General features: G+C 31.9%; 15 protein-coding genes. All 15 read left to right on the plus strand.

Annotated elements, in window-relative coordinates; genetic code table 11:
- The first annotated feature begins 2 nt into the window (after positions 1-2).
- The 15 genes from G508_RS19660 to G508_RS0115645 all read left to right on the plus strand — a co-directional run bounded on the left by G508_RS19660 (position 3) and on the right by G508_RS0115645 (position 17,541).
- Positions 3-968, plus strand: a complete 966-nt coding sequence (locus tag G508_RS19660) for a glycosyltransferase family 2 protein (RefSeq protein WP_051197703.1) — start codon at positions 3-5, stop codon at positions 966-968.
- The gene (locus G508_RS0115580) at positions 965-1,810 is read left to right on the plus strand and encodes a glycosyltransferase family 2 protein (protein WP_026706176.1); all 846 of its coding nucleotides are present in this window, start codon (positions 965-967) and stop codon (positions 1,808-1,810) included. Before G508_RS19660 ends, G508_RS0115580 begins: the two co-directional genes overlap by 4 nt.
- The gene (locus tag G508_RS0115585) at positions 1,807-2,760 is read left to right on the plus strand and encodes a glycosyltransferase family 2 protein (RefSeq protein ID WP_026706177.1); all 954 of its coding nucleotides are present in this window, start codon (positions 1,807-1,809) and stop codon (positions 2,758-2,760) included. The genes G508_RS0115580 and G508_RS0115585 overlap by 4 nt, the downstream gene beginning before the upstream one ends.
- A 241-nt stretch (positions 2,761-3,001) precedes the next feature.
- Entirely contained in the window at positions 3,002-4,258 is a 1,257-nt protein-coding gene (locus G508_RS0115590; RefSeq protein ID WP_157486066.1) for a glycosyltransferase family protein, read from the plus strand.
- Between the two features lie 2 nt (positions 4,259-4,260).
- The gene (locus G508_RS0115595; protein WP_026706179.1) at positions 4,261-5,181 is read left to right on the plus strand and encodes a glycosyltransferase family 2 protein; all 921 of its coding nucleotides are present in this window, start codon (positions 4,261-4,263) and stop codon (positions 5,179-5,181) included.
- Between the two features lie 304 nt (positions 5,182-5,485).
- Positions 5,486-6,523: an N-acetylneuraminate synthase family protein gene (locus G508_RS0115600; protein WP_407918637.1), complete on the plus strand. Its 1,038-nt coding sequence runs from the start codon at positions 5,486-5,488 to the stop codon at positions 6,521-6,523.
- Complete coding sequence (gene neuC / locus G508_RS0115605; protein ID WP_026706181.1) at positions 6,520-7,677, plus strand: UDP-N-acetylglucosamine 2-epimerase; 1,158 nt, start codon at positions 6,520-6,522, stop codon at positions 7,675-7,677. Before G508_RS0115600 ends, neuC begins: the two co-directional genes overlap by 4 nt.
- Positions 7,677-8,378, plus strand: coding sequence for an acylneuraminate cytidylyltransferase family protein (locus G508_RS0115610; protein ID WP_026706182.1), 702 nt, complete (start codon positions 7,677-7,679; stop codon positions 8,376-8,378). The genes neuC and G508_RS0115610 overlap by 1 nt, the downstream gene beginning before the upstream one ends.
- Positions 8,378-10,084, plus strand: a complete 1,707-nt coding sequence (asnB, locus tag G508_RS0115615; protein WP_026706183.1) for an asparagine synthase (glutamine-hydrolyzing) — start codon at positions 8,378-8,380, stop codon at positions 10,082-10,084. The genes G508_RS0115610 and asnB overlap by 1 nt, the downstream gene beginning before the upstream one ends.
- A 10-nt stretch (positions 10,085-10,094) precedes the next feature.
- The gene (locus G508_RS0115620) at positions 10,095-11,486 is read left to right on the plus strand and encodes a hypothetical protein (protein ID WP_026706184.1); all 1,392 of its coding nucleotides are present in this window, start codon (positions 10,095-10,097) and stop codon (positions 11,484-11,486) included.
- Complete coding sequence (locus G508_RS0115625) at positions 11,477-12,562, plus strand: glycosyltransferase family 4 protein (protein ID WP_026706185.1); 1,086 nt, start codon at positions 11,477-11,479, stop codon at positions 12,560-12,562. Before G508_RS0115620 ends, G508_RS0115625 begins: the two co-directional genes overlap by 10 nt.
- Positions 12,562-13,995 carry an MBOAT family O-acyltransferase gene (locus G508_RS0115630; RefSeq protein ID WP_026706186.1) on the plus strand — a complete coding sequence of 478 codons (1,434 nt, stop codon included), beginning with the start codon at positions 12,562-12,564 and terminating at the stop codon, positions 13,993-13,995. The genes G508_RS0115625 and G508_RS0115630 overlap by 1 nt, the downstream gene beginning before the upstream one ends.
- Positions 13,995-14,867: a hypothetical protein gene (locus G508_RS0115635; RefSeq protein ID WP_026706187.1), complete on the plus strand. Its 873-nt coding sequence runs from the start codon at positions 13,995-13,997 to the stop codon at positions 14,865-14,867. Before G508_RS0115630 ends, G508_RS0115635 begins: the two co-directional genes overlap by 1 nt.
- Entirely contained in the window at positions 14,864-16,006 is a 1,143-nt protein-coding gene (locus tag G508_RS0115640) for a glycosyltransferase family 4 protein (protein ID WP_245569883.1), read from the plus strand. Before G508_RS0115635 ends, G508_RS0115640 begins: the two co-directional genes overlap by 4 nt.
- Positions 16,003-17,541, plus strand: a complete 1,539-nt coding sequence (locus G508_RS0115645; protein ID WP_026706189.1) for a glycosyltransferase family 2 protein — start codon at positions 16,003-16,005, stop codon at positions 17,539-17,541. Before G508_RS0115640 ends, G508_RS0115645 begins: the two co-directional genes overlap by 4 nt.
- The last annotated feature ends 96 nt before the right edge of the window (positions 17,542-17,637 follow it).

Here is a 17,637-nt window from a genome sequence, read left to right on the forward strand (position 1 = left end):
GAATGGTCACACCTAAAGTTTCGATAATTATACCAACTTATAATAGGGCTGAAATTATAACAGCAACTTTAAAAAGTGTAAAAGAACAAACCTTTGAGGATTGGGAATGTATTATTGTTGATGATGGAAGTAGTGATGATACTGCAAAAGTTGTTAATGTTTTTGTTAACGGGGACAAGAGATTTTTTTATTTTCCTAGACCTAGTAATTTTTTAAAAGGTCCATCAAGCTGCAGAAATATTGGTATTTCAAAAGCAAAAGGTCAATTTATTCAATTTTTGGACTCAGATGATTTATTAGCTTCATACTGTTTAGAAAAAAGGTTAGGATTGTCAATCAAAATGCCACACTTTGATCTGTATATTTTTAAGACTCAAATTTTTTATGGTAATATTAAAAATTTAGGACCAATTTTCAATCTAATACTAGATGATTATTCCGAAAAAAAATATCTAGATTTATTCATCAAGGATAATTACCCGTTTTGTGTAATGAGTGTCTTATGGGTAACTGAAAAAATAAGAAGTATTGGCGGCTTCGATGAAAATTTACAGGTTCTAGAAGATCCAGATCTACACATAAATGCATTTCTTAAGGGATTACAATCTTTCACTGAGACTGAATGCTTACCTGATAGTTTTTATAGAAAAGAAATCAATAAGTCCTCACCTACTCTTGATGATAAGTTGAAACATATAAGGTCGAAATTATTCTTTTATAAAAAATATTTACCCTTATTCAAAAAGGAAATTGGAAATCTTCCACTAACTTTTTTTAGAGTGCATGTTTTAGATTATGGTAGTTTTTTTGACCTATATAGGTACTATTGGGTATTTTTGCAAAATAATATATTTTCTATACGACAGGCTATTTCGGTTCCCATTTTACTGCTTTATAAATTGTTACGTTTAGATAAAATCCGTGGTTTGGGTTTCTATAAACTTTCGCTAATACTTATAAAAAAATGATGGTGCCTCTTGTATCCATAATTGTTCCCTGCTATAATCATTCTCGTTATTTGAAAGAATGTGTAAAATCAGTTTTATTACAGACTTACAACAATTGGGAGTGTTTAATTGTTGACGATGGAAGTACTGATGATACTTACAATATATCAAAAGAATTACAAGAAATCGACAATCGAATACGATATTTAAACAAAGAGAATGGCGGTTTGAGTAGTGCCAGAAATTTTGGAATAAGACAGTCAAGAGGGACACTAATTCTAACATTAGATGCTGATGATATGTTTCAAAAAACTTTTCTTCAAAAAGCTACAACTATTTTAGAAAAAAATCCACTAGTTGGCGTGGTCAGCTGTTGGGGACAAAGGTTTTATGATAGCGACTATAAGTTAGATGTTTTTAAACCTAAAGGAGGTACTATTGAAGACTTTTTGTTTGAAAACTCAGCTATTGGTAATTCTCTTTTCAGAAAAAAATGTTGGGAAGATGCTGGTGGTTACGATGAAAATATGAGACAAGGTTATGAAGATTGGGAATTTTACATAAGTGTTTCCAAAAATGGGTGGAAAGTTGAAGTAATAAACGAAGTTTTGTTTTACTATCGGCAGCATAAAACATCCATGCGAACGGTTGCACTTAATGAATATGATACTACAATTCGGAATAATATCATGACAAAGCACAAGGATTTATATCAAGATTATTTTCTAGAAACGCTCCATTATTATGTGCAGAAAGGGAATAATTATAGAAAAGATATGTTAAAACATCAAAACAAGTTGGAGTATAAAATAGGTTCTTTAATTTTAAAACCCATTCGTTTTATCAAATCTATTTTCAAATGACTCCAACAATAACCATCATCATGGCGACCTACAATAGAGCACATCTCATTCAAGAAACTCTACACTCCATACAGCAACAAACCTTCTTTGATTGGGAATGCTTGATTATTGATGATGGCGGAACCGATACCACCCAAGAAGTTATAACTCCGATTCTAGAAAAGGACAACAGAATGCAATTTTTAAAACGTCCAGACAGCTATCAAAAAGGATTACCAGGTTCAAGAAATTATGGCTTGGATGTAGCCCAAGGTGAATATATTATCTTTTTTGATGATGATGATATCGTACATCCTGATAATTTACAAATTAGCTTGGCAATTCTCAAAACTAATAATGTTGATTTCTGTCACTATCAAAAACAATCTTTTGGAAATAAGGTTCCTGATTATGAATTTTGTGAACCTAAATTGAAGCAGTTTCTAAACATATCTCATCTCTATGAAATCGTAACCCATAAGATTGGACTAGCTTCTTGCACGATTTTGTGGAACAAAAAATGTTTTGAAACCATCCGATTTAAAGAAGAGCTGCTCTATGCAGAAGAATGGGAGTGTTATTCCCGAATTATTGCAGAAGGTTTTGAGGGTCTTAGTATTCAAAATGTTCTTTATTATAACAGAAAGCATCCCAATTCAAATACAGGTGAGTTTTATTCCAATAATCCCATTCGTAAAAAGTCTAAAAGTGAAGCAACGGTATATATTGTTTCAAATTTAATAGAGAAAAATTTATTAACGGATAATTTGATGCGTTTTTTTGTTCAATTTTCCTTAAATTATAAGGACTATTTTTTATTTGAACACATTCTTGGACTAACAAAATTTCAAAGGCTAAAAAAAATTAGGTGGATAGTTTTCTTTACCTTGCTACCTGTAAAATTATATGTCCATAGATTTGTAAAGCAACTTAAAAAAAATATGTTAATTGATATTATTGCAGGAGCGTGACCAAATTTTATAAAAATTGCTCCAATAATAGTTGCTAATCGGAGTATCACATTCAGCAACCCTAAAAGAAGAACAGAAACTTTAATTAAAGAGACTGATTTATTGATTGAAAGAGTTTCACATTCATTTATAGCAGTTTTTAAGAGGCTATTTAATGGTGATTAAAAAAAGGTGAAATCCAGAAGTTATGGATTGATTTTGCCAGGATAAGAATTATTAATATCTGGAAAGTAATAATATAATGAAACGCATAATGGTAATTGTTGAGTCTTTAGACATAAACGACAGTAGTGGTACAAAAGGCAGAATTTCACTCATTAACAACTTGGATAAGTGTGGATTTCAACTTCTAGTATGTCATTATACTCAAAAACATGTCGATTTAAATTCAATAAACTTGGCTCATATAAATTGTATTCCAATTCCTGAAAAGAAATGGACTTTACTTTATTTCTTAAGCAGAACAGAGCGGATTTTTACAAGGATAACGAAGCTTAATCTAAATCCCTATTTGGAAAACTGGTTTGGATTTTCCTTCACCTTTTTTAATGATTCTAATAGCATCGCTACAGCTGTTAAAAAACAATTTGATTTCAGCCCTGATTTTGTTATTACCTTAAGCAAAGGAGCAAGTTTTCGACCGCATCATGCTTTATTAAAATTACCTGAATTACACGATAAGTGGATTGCTTATATTCATGATCCATTTCCCTATCATTTTTATCCACGACCCTATAATTGGATACAGCCCGGTTATGCCCAAAAGGAATTTTTTTTCAATAATGTATCAAAAAAAGCAAAGTATAGTGCTTTTCCAAGCTTGTTACTAAAAGATTGGATGGGGAGTTATTTTATTAATTTTGATAAAACGGGGATCGTAATACCACACCAAATAAAAAATATGAACGTAGTTTCTACAAATTTACCATCTTATTTTAAGTCTGACAAATTTACTTTGCTCCATGCAGGTAATTTGATGAGACAAAGGAACCCTGTCGCCCTTATTGAAGCTTATAAAAATTTTATAAATAGCAATCCTGAGGCAGCAGCTGAAAGTCAGTTATTGATTCTCGGTAAAAGTTCTTACTTTGAGAAAGAATTGAAATCATATCAGAAAGAACTAGAAAATTTAATAGTTATAAATAAAAATATAGCATTCGATGAGGTTTTGCAATTACAATTTGCGGTTAGTGTTAATATAATTCTAGAATCTATATCTGAAATTAGCCCTTTTTTACCTGGAAAATTCCCACACTGCATTGCTGCAAACAAACCAATACTACTATTGAGCCCCTATTATAGCGAAACAAAACGCTTGCTTGGTGATAATTATGAGTTTTGGTCTGAAGCTAGTGATGTCAAAAAAATAACGAAGCACATTCAAATAATGTTTCAAAATTGGAAAAACAATTCAAATATTAAACTCAATAGGCCTGACTTAGAGTATTATCTAGATATTGATAATCTTAAAATTATTATTCAAAACTTGAGTGCGTAATTATGAAAGATAAAATATTTACGATCATTATCCCTACAAAAAATAGACAAAAGGATTTAGAGTTTACTTTAAAAAAAATGAACGTTTTATTAGTTAATGAAAATGTACATTGTATAATCTGCGATGATGGTTCTACGGATGGAACGTTTGAGTTTATTAAAAACAATTATCCAAATATTGACATAATTAGAAATGAGAAAACAAAAGGTATTCATTATACGCGAAATATTCTCTTAGATAGGGTGAATACGCCATATGTGTTGTGTGTTGATGATGATGTGCATTTTATTACCTTAGATATTTTAAATATTATAGAAGATTATTTTAACGAAAACAAACGTTGTGCGGTTATTGGGTTTAGAATTTTTTGGAGTTTATTAAATCCTGATTCAATCATTTCTGATGAAAGTAAGCAAAAGGTAAAAAGTTTTGGAGCTGGTGCATGTGCTTTTAGAATGCTGGCTATAAGAGAAATTCCAAAATTTCCAGAATGGTTTGTTTTTTATGGGGAAGAAGATTTCGCATCAATTCATTTAATAAAAAGAAAATGGGAAATACATTATAATCCGTCAATTTTAGTACATCATAGAGTAGATAATAAAGCTAGAAAAGCACATTCTGACTATACTACACGTTTAAGACGTTCTTTACGTTCGGGTTGGTACCTATATTTTCTTTTTTTTCCATTGTCAAAAATCTCAAGGAGATTTTTATACACATTAAGCATACAGATGAAAAATAAAGTTTTTAAAGGAGATTTAAGAGCGGTCATTGCTATATCATTGGCAATCTTTGATTTAATTGTCAATATGCCAAGGTTAATAAAATATTCAAATAGATTAACAAGTAAAGAATTTGAAAATTATATAAATTTACCCAATGCGAAATTGTATTGGAAACCTAAGAAACCTAATATAGAATGAATAAAATATCTCTATATCGATAGATTAGCTGTTAATGAGTTACATGATAGATAAATATTTTGAATTTTGTTTTTATAAAATTATAATTGATTAGGGATGGTCATATGCAGAAAAGAGTAGAGAAATCTGTAGTTACATAACAACCTTTTGATTATGTTAGAAAATTGATAGATTATCTGGAGCCTCAATAATCATTGTCAGAATTACTATTTTGATACTTAATAGAGGTTTTAGAATAGTATTTTTCAAGATGTTTGTAAAAAGCAAAGTGGAAGATTTTTATAGAATGTAAACAATTAAAGGAATGAGTCAAGGAATTGTTGCCAAAAAAAATATGAAATCAAACCCATATATAATTGCAGAAATAGGTCAGGCTCATGATGGAAGCCTAGGGATGGTTCATTCCTACATAGATGCTTTAGCTTCAACTGGAATAAATGCAATCAAGTTTCAAATGCATATTCCCGAAGCCGAAAGTAGCGAGTTTGAACCCTTTAGGGTTAATTTTTCTTATGAAGATAAGACCCGTTTCGATTATTGGAAACGCATGAGCTTCACATTACAGCAATGGGCTGAAATCAAAACCCATTGTGATGAAGTTGGGTTAGAATTTTTATGTTCACCTTTTAGTAATTTGGCTGTAGATTGGTTGGAAGAAATAGGGGTGAAACGCTATAAAATTGGTTCAGGTGAAGTCAATAACTTTCTGATATTAGAAAAAATTGCTACAACAGGAAAGCCTATTATTCTATCTTCAGGCATGAGTAGTTTTGATGAATTAGATAAAACGGTTGCTTTTTTAAAAGCAAAAAATGCCACTTATTCTATTTTGCAATGCACTACATCCTATCCTACTCAACCAGAACAATTTGGATTGAATGTTATTCAAGAACTAAAAGACAGATATAATGTAACTGTAGGTTTTTCAGATCATTCTGCTAAAATTGAAACTTGTATTGCAGCAACAGCTCTTGGTGCAGAGATTTTAGAATTTCACGTAGTTTTTGACAGAAAACAATTTGGCCCCGATTCTAAATCTTCATTAACTATTGACGAAACAGCACAATTAGTTACCGCTGTAAGAACTATTAAAACATCACTTGGCCATCCAATTGACAAATCCAACAATGAAAATTTTACAACTTTAAAGCAAATTTTTGAAAAATCATTGGCTATAAATAAACCCTTGGCCAGAGGCCATATTTTAACTTTTGAAGATTTAGAGGCCAAAAAACCTAAAGGATACGGAATTGATGCCTCGAAATTCAATGATGTTATTGGTAAAACACTTATTTTTGACAAAAATCAATGGGATTTTTTAAATGATGAAGATCTAGAATGAATAAAAGAAAAATAGCAGTTGTCATAACGGCACGGCCCTCTTACAGTCGCGTGAAAACTGTATTGTCAGCGATACAAGATCATCAAGATTTGGAGTTGCAATTAATTATTGCAGCATCGGCATTGTTAGACCGATATGGTTCTGCAATAAGTTTTATAGAGAAAGACGGCTTCACAATAGCTGCAAAAGTCTTTAATGTTCTTGAAGGTGAAAATTTGACTGCTGCTGCAAAAACTACAGGAATAGGAATTCTCGAACTGTCTACTGTTTTTGATAACCTGAAACCTGATCTAGTTGTTACTGTTGCCGACCGATTTGAAACCATGGCAACAGCCATTTCTGCTTCCTATATGAATATTCCTCTAGCACATATACAAGGAGGGGAGGTTACAGGAAATATAGACGAGAAAGTGCGTCATTCTATAACTAAATTGTCTGATTATCATTTTGTTGCATCTGAAAGTGCTAAAAAGCGTGTCATTAAATTAGGCGAGAATCCGCAGTTTGTTTTCAATACGGGGTGTCCTTCCATTGATATTGCTTCTGAAGTTGCAAAAATAGAAGGCTTGAATTTTGATCCGTATCAAAAATATGGCGGTGTTGGAGCAGAACCTGATTTGTCCAATGGTTATTTAGTTGTGATGCAACATCCTGTTACAACAGAATATCAAGATTCTAGAAAACATATTGAAGAAACTTTATATGCTATCAATGAGTTGAAAATTCCAACACTCTGGTTTTGGCCGAATGTAGATGCAGGAGCCGATGGGACATCAACAGGAATAAGAAGTTTTAGAGAAAAAAACAAACTGGAAAACGTTCATTTTTTCAAAAACATGGAGGGTAGTGATTTTCTTATTTTATTGAATAATTCACAAGGGCTGATTGGAAATTCAAGTGTTGGAATCAGAGAATGTGCCTATTTGGGTGTTCCTGTAATCAATATTGGTTCACGTCAAAACAGAAGGGATAGAGGAACAAATGTAGTAGATGTTGACTATGATAAGCAAGAAATAGTTAAAGCTATTCAAACTGTCATTTCTAACGGAAAATCAAATCAATCAACGATTTATGGTGGTGGAAATGCAGGAAAAGATATAGCCAATTTACTTTCAAAAGTGACGTTACAATTTCATAAAACCATAATGTATTAATGAGAATTCTTGCAATTATTCCAGCCCGTGGCGGATCAAAAGGAGTTCCTGGGAAGAACATAAAAATTCTTGGAGACAAACCTTTAATTGCATATTCTATTCTACAAGCAAAAAAAAGCCAGTTGATAACCAAAACCATTGTTTCTACTGATGATGATGCTATTATTAAAGTTTCAAAAGAATTTAATGCCGAAGTTCCCTTTGTCAGGCCAAGTGAGTTAGCTTCAGATACAGCTTCAAGTATAGCTGTTGTACAACATGCAATTACGTTTTTTGAAAATCAAAACGAATTTTTTGATGCTATCTGTTTACTTCAACCAACTTCACTTTTTAGAGAAAATGGATTTATAGACCTAGCCATTTCAACTTTCATAAATAACGATTGTGATGCCTTAGTAAGTGTTTTAAAGGTGCCAGATGAATATAATCCACACTGGGTTTTTGAATCCAATGAGAATGGATTTCTTGAAATTGCCACAGGCGAAAAAGAAATTATTAAAAGAAGACAAGATTTGCCCAACGCTTTTTTTAGAGATGGGTCTATTTATTTGACCAAAGTTGAAACCATTAAAAAAGGTTCTTTCTATGGTGAAAAATTAACTTATATCGAAAGTAATCCTGATCTATATATCAATATTGATACCCAAGAAGATTGGGAAAAGGCGGAACAGAAATTACCAACCCTTTTATCTAAAATCTAATGTGTGGCATTGCAGGAATTTTAGGTTCAAATCCAAAAAACAAAATGGATTTAGAAAAAATGCTTTTGGCACAGAAACATCGTGGACCAGATGCTACACAAATTTGGAACGATGAAAAAATAATTCTTGGACACAATCGTTTGAGCATTATTGATCTTTCTAATGATGCAAATCAGCCGATGTTGAGCAATTGTGGAAATTATATAATTGTGTTCAATGGAGAAATTTACAACTATCTGGAAATCAAATCGCAATTGCTTTCAGAATATAAATTTAAAACATCTTCCGATACCGAAGTCCTTCTTGCGGCTTATGTCATTTGGGGAAAACAAATGTTAGAAAAACTCAACGGAATGTTCAGTTTTGCCATTTGGAATAGAAAGGAAAATACTTTTTTTGCAGCAAGGGATCGATTTGGTGTAAAACCATTTTATTATACTTTTTATCAAAATCAATTTTATTTTTCAAGTGAAATAAAAACACTTTTTGCAGCCGAAATTCCAAAAATAAAAAGCAATAAAGTTTGGGCTAATTACTATTCTTTTGGAACGTATGGTTTACCCCACGAAACTTTCTATGAAAACATATATCAGCTAAAAGCAGGGCATTTTTTAGAAATAATTTTTTCTGAAACGATAAACTCCTATTCGATTAAAATTCAGAAATGGTATAATTTTTCAGAAAGAATTGCCCAAATAAAGCAATTGTCTAAATCAGAATTAAAAGAGCAATACGAATCACTTTTAATAGAGGCTGTCAAGCTTCGTTTTAGAGCCGATGTTCCATTGGGTATGAATGTTAGTGGTGGTTTAGATTCTTCGACCTTAATTAGTTTGGTATATCATAATTTGCCTTCTCAGAAAATAATAGAAGCCTTTACGTTTTATTCTAATAATGAAAATTATGATGAATTGCTATGGGTAAGTCAATTGATGCAAAAAACACCTTACCATTTGAATAAAGTGTTGCTAGATTATAACGAAATTCCAAAATTGATTGAAGAAGTTGGTTATTACCAAGACGAACCTTATGGCGGATTTCCCACTATTGCCTACAGTTTACTCTTCAAATCGGCACGTCAAAAAGGAATTAAAGTACTTCTAGATGGTCAAGGAATGGATGAAGCATGGGCGGGTTATGATTATTATCAGAACAACAGCAACAGTATCATTCAAGGAACAAATTCTTCTCCTGTTCGACCAGAGGCAATTGATTCGAAATTTTTGAAGTTTGCCTTAAAAGAAGAGTATGAACAGCCATTTGACAATGATCTTCAAAATTTGCAGTTTCGCGATTTGTTTTATACTAAAATCCCACGAGCTTTACGCTTCAATGATCGAGTTAGTATGATGCATAGTACCGAATTACGCGAACCTTTTTTAGATTACAGATTGGTTGAACTGGCTTTTGCACAATCAAAGGAAATGAAACTGCAAAACGGTCAAACGAAATGGATGTTACGTGATTTGGTTAAAAATCAATTAGGAACTACAATTGCTTTTGCACCAAAAAGACCTTTGCAAACACCCCAGAGGGAATGGATTTCAAATGAACTGAAGGATTACTTTTCAGACCAAGTAGAAGCGTTTTCCAAATTTGATTATGTGAATAAAGAAAAAGTTCAAACTATATGGAGCGAATATAAAAATGGAAAACAAGATAATAGTTTTTATATTTGGCAATGGATAAACAGTGTGGTTTTGTAACGATTTTAGCATGAAAAAATTAGGCGTTGTGATTACTGACGGAGTAGGTTTCAGAAACTTTATATTGAGTGATTTTTTGGCGGAAGCCGAAAAAACATTTGATGAGGTTGTTGTACTTTCCTGTTTGCCAGCCGAGGTTTATTCTGAATTTGTAAAAAAATCAAGAATAATTGAGTTAGATGTTTTTGAAGAAAATTTTAAGACTTGGTTTTTTAGGAAAGCCAAAGAAGTAGCCCATTTGCAGCTTCACCAAAAAAACAATTTTGGGATACTTGATAATTTAGAAACAAACCATTCTAAATCTAAAACAGCTAGGGGGTATGCAACGCGTTTTATTTTTAAAGTTACTACTTTATTACATTCGGAAAAATGGATTCAACGATACAATTCCTGGCAACAAAGGACCTTTAAGCACGATTCAATTACAGTTGGATATAAAACCATTTTAGAAAAAGAGAAGTTTGATTTATTATTTTTTACGCACCAACGTCCACCCTTTATTGCACCATTAGTTTATCAAGCTGAACAATTGAAGGTCAAAACAGCTTCCTTCATCTTTTCCTGGGATAATTTAGCTTCTAAAGGCAGAATGGCAGCCAACTTTGATTATTATTTGGTGTGGAGTGATTTAATGAAGACCGAGCTGCAACAATTTTATTCATCTGTAAAAATAGAAAATATAAGGGTGGTTGGAACACCACAATTCGAACCTTATGTATTGGATCGATATAAAGTTTCTAAAGAACAGTTTGTAGAGAAGTTTAATTTGAACAATTCCCTAAAAACCATTTGCTTTAGCTGTGGCGATATCTCCACCAGTAAGAATGATGAATTATATATTGAAACCATTGCCAATGCTATTTTGGAAGGCAAGATAGACCCCGTAAATGTTATTGTTAGAACTTCTCCAGCCGAGGATCCAGTTCGTTTTGCTTCATTCGTTGAGCGATTCTCTTTTTTAAAGTGGAACTATCCCCGATGGACCCTATCAAGGCAGGGCCATCAAGAAACGTGGTCACAACGAATACCTTCTATCGAAGATGTCAAAGACTTGAGGAGTTTATTAGAATATTCGGATTTGAATATCAATATGCTTTCTACCATGAGTCTGGATTTTATCCAATTCGACAAACCAGTAATTAATACTGTTTTTGGGAATCGTGAAAACGGTTTGTATGATGATCAGCGTTTCTTGAATTATGCCCATATTGTAAATGTTGTGAATAGCCATGCCACTAAAATTGTAAAGAATAAAGAGGAACTGATTACAGCCATAAATATATATCTGGAACATCCAAATTCGGATTCTGAAAACAGAAAGCAATTATTAGAATTGCAAGTCAGCAAACCCTTATCTGAAACTGGAAAAAGAATCGCACAAACCTTGGTACAATGGACCTAAAAAAAAAGAAAATAGCCGTCATCTGCAATTATGAATTGTTACCAACACGAGTAGGCGGAATGGACTATTTCTTTTGGGAATTTGACAAGCAATGCAAATTACAGGGTTTTGAAATCGATTGGTTTTTCCCTAATAGTTCAAATCATGGTGAATATTCTCAACTCCATATTTTTTCCAGTACTACATTATCGCTAGAACACTTTTTTCTTAATCATCTTATAAACGTTGCTAACGATTATACGCATGTGTTCACTCATTTTCTAGAATTGTGTACTTCCTTTTTCTCTAAAGTCAAGCAAAAATCAACTGCAACCGTCATAGCTGTTGATCATAATCCAAGACCACTCGATGGTTATAAGGGGCACAAGAAAATAAAAAAAAGAGTCAAGGGATTGCTTTTTAGCCGATATATTGATTTGTTTGTTGGTGTTTCAAATTATACAGTGCAAGAACTTATCAATGATTTTGGTTCGCAATTAAAAAATAAAACCATGACACTCTATAATGGAATTGACATAGAGGATATTCAAGTTAGGCAAGATAGAAACAAACGTCATCCTACATTTCTAACAGCCTCTCACTTGCGTTATTCCAAAGGTATCCAAGATTTGATTGATGCCGTTTATTTATTGCCTGATTCAATTAAAAGTGAAATAAGGATTGATGTTTATGGCGATGGGCCTTATCGCACAGGGCTTGAAATGCAAGTAAAACGATTAGCATTGGAGAAATGTTTTCAATTTATGGGAAGCAGTCCGAAACTAAAATCTATTTATTGCCATTATGATTATATGTTGCAACCCACCCATATGGAATGTTTCAGTTTATCTATTCTTGAAAGCTTGGCAGCAAATGTACCTGTGGTTACTACTAATGTTGGTGGTAATGAGGAAGCTATCGCAAACGATGAAAATGGATTTATTTTCCAGCCAAAAAATGTTGAGGTACTTAAAGATGTTTTATTGAGTTTATGGAAAGGTGAAATGAAGATTGAAAGGAACACCCGAATTTTAATTGAAGAAAAATTTACAATAAATAAAATGGTGTCTAATTATATGCAAATAATAAAAAAATAATGTTTTTTAATTCAACACCATTTGCTATATTTCTTCCAATAGTGTTTGTGCTGTATTGGTTTGTTTTTAATAGAAACAAAACTTCCCAAAACTCTTTATTAATAATTGCAAGTTATTTTTTTTATGCTTGTTGGGATTGGCGATTTTTATTTCTATTGTTATTTTCTACAGGGCTTGACTATATAACGGGTTTAAAAATGTATCAAGTTCAAACAATATCTCAAAAGAAGTTTTGGTTTTGGTTGTCGATCAGTATAAATCTAGGATTTTTAGGATTCTTTAAATATTATAATTTTTTTGTTTCCTCTTTTGCAGATTTTGTTCGGAATTTTGGTTTAACACCTCATTACGCTACCTTGCAGATCATTCTTCCAGTGGGAATTTCTTTTTATACCTTTCATGGGCTATCATATGTAATTGATATTTACAAGAACAGAATAACACCTGAAAAAAACATAATAGATTATTCTCTTTTTGTTAGTTATTTTCCCCTATTAGTTGCTGGTCCAATAGAAAGAGCTACCCATTTATTGCCTCAAGTGAAAATCCAGCGAAGGTTTAATTTTAAACAAGCAAAGGAAAGTGTATATCAAATATTGTGGGGACTTATAAAGAAAGTTGTAATTGCTGATAGTTGTGCACAATATGCAAACGCTATTTTTGATGACTACGAAAACATGAATACTTTTTCATTGATTCTGGGAGCTGTTTACTTCGCTTTTCAGATTTATGGTGATTTTTCCGGGTATTCTGATATTGCTTTGGGAACTTCTAAACTTTTTGGAATTAATCTTCTTAAGAATTTTGACTATCCTTATTTTTCAAGAGACATTGCTGAGTTTTGGAGACGATGGCATATTTCACTTTCCTCTTGGTTCAAAGATTATTTATATATTCCATTGGGCGGTAGTAAGGGCGGAGTTTGGATAAAAGTGAGGAATACATTTATCATTTTTTTAGTGAGTGGATTTTGGCATGGTTCTAATTGGACTTTTATAGTTTGGGGATTTTTGAATGCTCTTTACTTTTTACCTTTGCTTTTGAGTAATAAAAATAAATTGAATACTGAGAATATAGGAAAACTGTCTTTAAGAGCTGGAGTTAAAGTTTTTCTACAAATTATAGCTACTTTTTTACTGACATCTTTTGCTTGGATTTTTTTTAGATCTCGTTCGCTTTCTGAAGCTTTTGGGTACATAAAACGAATGCTTTTAAATATGAAATTTGATTTACAGTATTTAAATATAGAACGTTATAATTATGAATTATTAGTTTTACTGCTATTTTTTATCTTTGTAGAATGGATTCATCGTTACAAGAAAGAGCCTTTTACAGGCAAGTATTCCTATACTAAGGTCGTTATTGGGATTTTAGTTTTGATTCTTTTTGGAGTTTACACCGAATATAAAAGTTTTATTTACTTTCAATTTTAATGAAAAAGTTTCTATTTCATATAGCAGTTATTTGTATTACTATTATTGGTGTGCTTTTTCTTGCTGATTATTCTTATACGGAAATCTATAATAATTCTAAACCAAGAAATAAAATTGCATTAGCTTATTTAGGAGAGGCAAAAAAATATGATGTTATTTTTTTAGGTTCTTCAAGAGCTAATAATCATTTTGTGCCAAATATATTTATAGAAAGAGGATTTAAAGCCTACAATTATGGAATGAGCGGTTCTAGATTGGAGGAAAGTGCGTTATTGTTAGAACTCTTACTTGAAAAAGGAACAAAGATTAAGAATTTAGTTGTGGAAGTTGATTTAAATATTAATTCAAATGGTTATTCCGAAGGAACAAGAATACTTTTTTACCCTTTTTTGAGAAAGTCAAACACTATTAGAAGTTATTATAAAAATATACCAGAATTTGATCAACTATATTATTTTCCTTTTTACAAGTATATAAAAAATGATGCAAAAATAGGTGCTAGAGAATTATTTTTTACAGCAACCCAAAAACCCTCCCATAACATGGAGCTGTTTGGTTTTTCACCATTGGAAAAAACGGGTAAAAAAATGCAGTATGATCTGTCCCGATATCACCCAAAACGGAATAAAGGATATGAAAAAATAAAAGAACTTTGTAAAATATATAATGTCAATATTATAGCAGTTACCACTCCTATGTGTGAAAACACAAAGAATATAAAGTATTTTGATGATGTTGTCAAATTATATCCAGAAATCTATAATTTAGAAGATGTTATAACAGATGAAAGCTGTTTTTCTTCTTGTGGGCACATGAATGAAAAAGGGGCGAAAAAATTCACACTGTACTTATTAAATCGATTTTTTAAATGATAAAAATAGCCTTTCTTACCCCCGAATATCCCCATACAAAGTTTGGACCCTCAGGAGGTATCGGAACTAGTATTAAGAATCTTGCGAGTGGATTAATTTCTGCCGAGAATAAAGTTGTAATAGTTATTTATGGTCAAAAGCAAGATGAGGTATTTGAAGAAAATGGGATTGTTTTTTATTGTGTGAAAAACATAAAAATCAAAGGTTTGTCTTGGTATTTTACCCGTAAAAAAATAGAAAACTTAATCAATACACTTTATAGCGAAAAAAAAATCGACTTGGTTGAAGCTCCCGATTGGACAGGTATAACCTCTTTTATACAGCCCAAATGTCCAATAGTAATCAGACAACATGGAACGGACACTTATTTCTGTCATCTGGATAGAAGAAATGTGAGATATTTTAATCGCTTTCATGAAAAAAGGGCTCTTAAAAAAGCAGACGCTGTCATTTCGGTTAGTCAGTTTACGGGAAATCTCACTAATATATTATTTGAGCTAGATATTGAATTTACCGTAATTCCAAATTCTGTCGATACAGATTTCTTTAAAGACTTTAAAATAGATGCAACTAATGGATCCGAAATTCTGTATTTTGGAAGTCTTATCCGAAAGAAAGGATTACTTGAGTTACCTTATATCTTCAATAAAGTTATTGAACACTGTCCTGATGCAAAATTGACATTGATTGGCCAAGATGTCCCAGATGTTATATCAGTCAATTCCTCAACATGGAAAATGATGCAAGAAACCTTTACAGAAAAAACACTAGAAAGCGTTATTTATCTTGGTAGTGTGAATTATGATGTCATAAAAGAACACATTCTTAAAGCAGATGTTTGTGTTTTTCCATCCTTTGCCGAAGCCCTTCCGGTATCCTGGCTTGAAGCAATGGCAATGAAAAAGGCAATTGTAGCTTCCAATATAGGTTGGGCAAGCGAGATCATTGAGGATGGAACAGAAGGTTTTTTGGTAGATCCAAAAAGCCATGAACAATACGCAAATAAGATTGTTGAGCTTTTGGAATACCCAGGATTACGAAAACAATTTGGAGAAAAGGCGAGAGAAAAAGTTGCTAATAAATTTGCAGTGAAGAACGTAACACAAAGCAATATTGATTTTTATAACCACTATTTATGATTATTATCTATCATCAAAACAATGTAGTTGATGCTATATGGAATAATGCTGATCAACATCCGATTAATGTAGTTAATTTATCAATTGTTGATACTCTTTTTACACTAGCTAAGATGTATCCTTCAAGTATAATTATTTGGTGTCATATTTCATTAAAAAAATATCTTTGTTTAGAAGAAGTTATTGCCATTTTTCATCACAAGAAAATTATGGCTTCCTACAATCCATCAGCGAATTTTTATCTGCCAAATAGTATTGGTTATATTGAAGATTCACCTTTTATAAAAATTAATAAAAAAATACAATTCGCAACTTGGCAGATGAGTAGTTTCGTTGGAGGTATCTCCAGTGAAGTTTTACAAGCATCAGAACATGTGATTCCAAAATATAAAAAGTTTGATTTTTTTTTAGTTTCCTTGGCGAAAGTAATGATGCCTTTGGGACTTTTATGCTACTCAGCTCCATCTTTAATTAAGCCTAATTCGACTTTCCAAGCAAAAGATAAAGAGATTGACTCCTTAGAAATGTTTTATTTTGTTAAAAAACATTACAGAGCAAGATGGGTTTTTATTTTGTTCTTAAATTATATGCTATATGAAAGAAAATTTAAACTGTTGCCTCTTTTGAATTCTCTTTTTCATAGGCAGATAAAAGTTTGTGATTCTGTTTTAGATGCTATTATAATCAATTCCTCCAAAAACCTGATTGATATTAAAACAGTTGATGTCATCATCCCAACAATTGGTAGGAAAAAATATTTATATGATGTATTATGTGATTTTCGACAACAAACCCACCTACCCAATAAAATTATCATAGTTGAACAAAATCCATCAGCAGGAAGTGAAAGCGAATTGGATTATCTTGAGAATGAAATTTGGCCTTTTGAAATATTGCACACCTTTACACGTCAGGCGGGAGCTTGTAATGCAAGAAATATTGCTTTAAATAAAACGGATAGCAGATGGATATTTTTAGCAGATGATGATAACCGTTTTTCAGCCAACTTGATTGAAGATATGTTTGAGAAGATTAGATTAACTGGTAATGAAGTTGTAACAACAAATTATATACAGCCCCATGAAAAATTATTTCACAAGAAAGTAATTCAGTGGCCAACATTTGGCGCGGGAAATAGTTTTGTCAGTAGTAATTCCATAAACAAAATTAGATTTAATATGGCGTTTGAATTTGGATATGGAGAGGATGCGGATTTTGGTATGCAATTGCGTCATAAAGGATTTGACATATTATATTTGCCACAACCTGAAATTTTGCACTTGAAAGCACCAATAGGAGGGTTTCGAACAAAACCTCAGTTGGCATGGCATAACGATCCCATACAACCTAAACCTTCCCCCACAGTAATGCTTTTTAAAATTATGTACAATACTCCTCAACAGTTATTGGGATATAAAGTGATCCTATTCTTTAAGTTTTATAGACATCAACCCATAAAAAATCCATTTGCTTATTATAAAAAATTCCAACAACAATGGAACCAGAGTGTTTATTGGGCTAATAAATTAATATAAGGAGGAGTGTTGATAATGATCTATATAGTTTCATGAATTAAAGTATCTTTCAAAATTTAATTTTTAAAAGAATTGTAAACTTTTCTAATTCAATGT

Origin of the sequence: Flavobacterium soli DSM 19725 (assembly GCF_000422705.1) — a bacterium.
In the GTDB taxonomy this organism is placed as follows: domain Bacteria; phylum Bacteroidota; class Bacteroidia; order Flavobacteriales; family Flavobacteriaceae; genus Flavobacterium; species Flavobacterium soli.

Bases quoted from the DNA above. Each gene is read 5' to 3' on its own strand.
- asnB (WP_026706183.1), top strand. From the start codon at position 8,378: ATGTGTGGCATTGCAGGAATTTTAGGTTCAAATCCAAAAAACAAAATG.
- G508_RS0115600 (WP_407918637.1), top strand. From the start codon at position 5,486: ATGAGTCAAGGAATTGTTGCCAAAAAAAATATGAAATCAAACCCATAT.
- neuC (WP_026706181.1), top strand. From the start codon at position 6,520: ATGAATAAAAGAAAAATAGCAGTTGTCATAACGGCACGGCCCTCTTAC.
- G508_RS19660 (WP_051197703.1), top strand. From the start codon at position 3: ATGGTCACACCTAAAGTTTCGATAATTATACCAACTTATAATAGGGCT.
- G508_RS0115610 (WP_026706182.1), top strand. From the start codon at position 7,677: ATGAGAATTCTTGCAATTATTCCAGCCCGTGGCGGATCAAAAGGAGTT.
- G508_RS0115625 (WP_026706185.1), top strand. From the start codon at position 11,477: ATGGACCTAAAAAAAAAGAAAATAGCCGTCATCTGCAATTATGAATTG.
- G508_RS0115580 (WP_026706176.1), top strand. From the start codon at position 965: ATGATGGTGCCTCTTGTATCCATAATTGTTCCCTGCTATAATCATTCT.
- G508_RS0115635 (WP_026706187.1), top strand. From the start codon at position 13,995: ATGAAAAAGTTTCTATTTCATATAGCAGTTATTTGTATTACTATTATT.
- G508_RS0115595 (WP_026706179.1), top strand. From the start codon at position 4,261: ATGAAAGATAAAATATTTACGATCATTATCCCTACAAAAAATAGACAA.
- G508_RS0115645 (WP_026706189.1), top strand. From the start codon at position 16,003: ATGATTATTATCTATCATCAAAACAATGTAGTTGATGCTATATGGAAT.
- G508_RS0115620 (WP_026706184.1), top strand. From the start codon at position 10,095: ATGAAAAAATTAGGCGTTGTGATTACTGACGGAGTAGGTTTCAGAAAC.
- G508_RS0115630 (WP_026706186.1), top strand. From the start codon at position 12,562: ATGTTTTTTAATTCAACACCATTTGCTATATTTCTTCCAATAGTGTTT.
- G508_RS0115590 (WP_157486066.1), top strand. From the start codon at position 3,002: ATGAAACGCATAATGGTAATTGTTGAGTCTTTAGACATAAACGACAGT.
- G508_RS0115585 (WP_026706177.1), top strand. From the start codon at position 1,807: ATGACTCCAACAATAACCATCATCATGGCGACCTACAATAGAGCACAT.
- G508_RS0115640 (WP_245569883.1), top strand. From the start codon at position 14,864: ATGATAAAAATAGCCTTTCTTACCCCCGAATATCCCCATACAAAGTTT.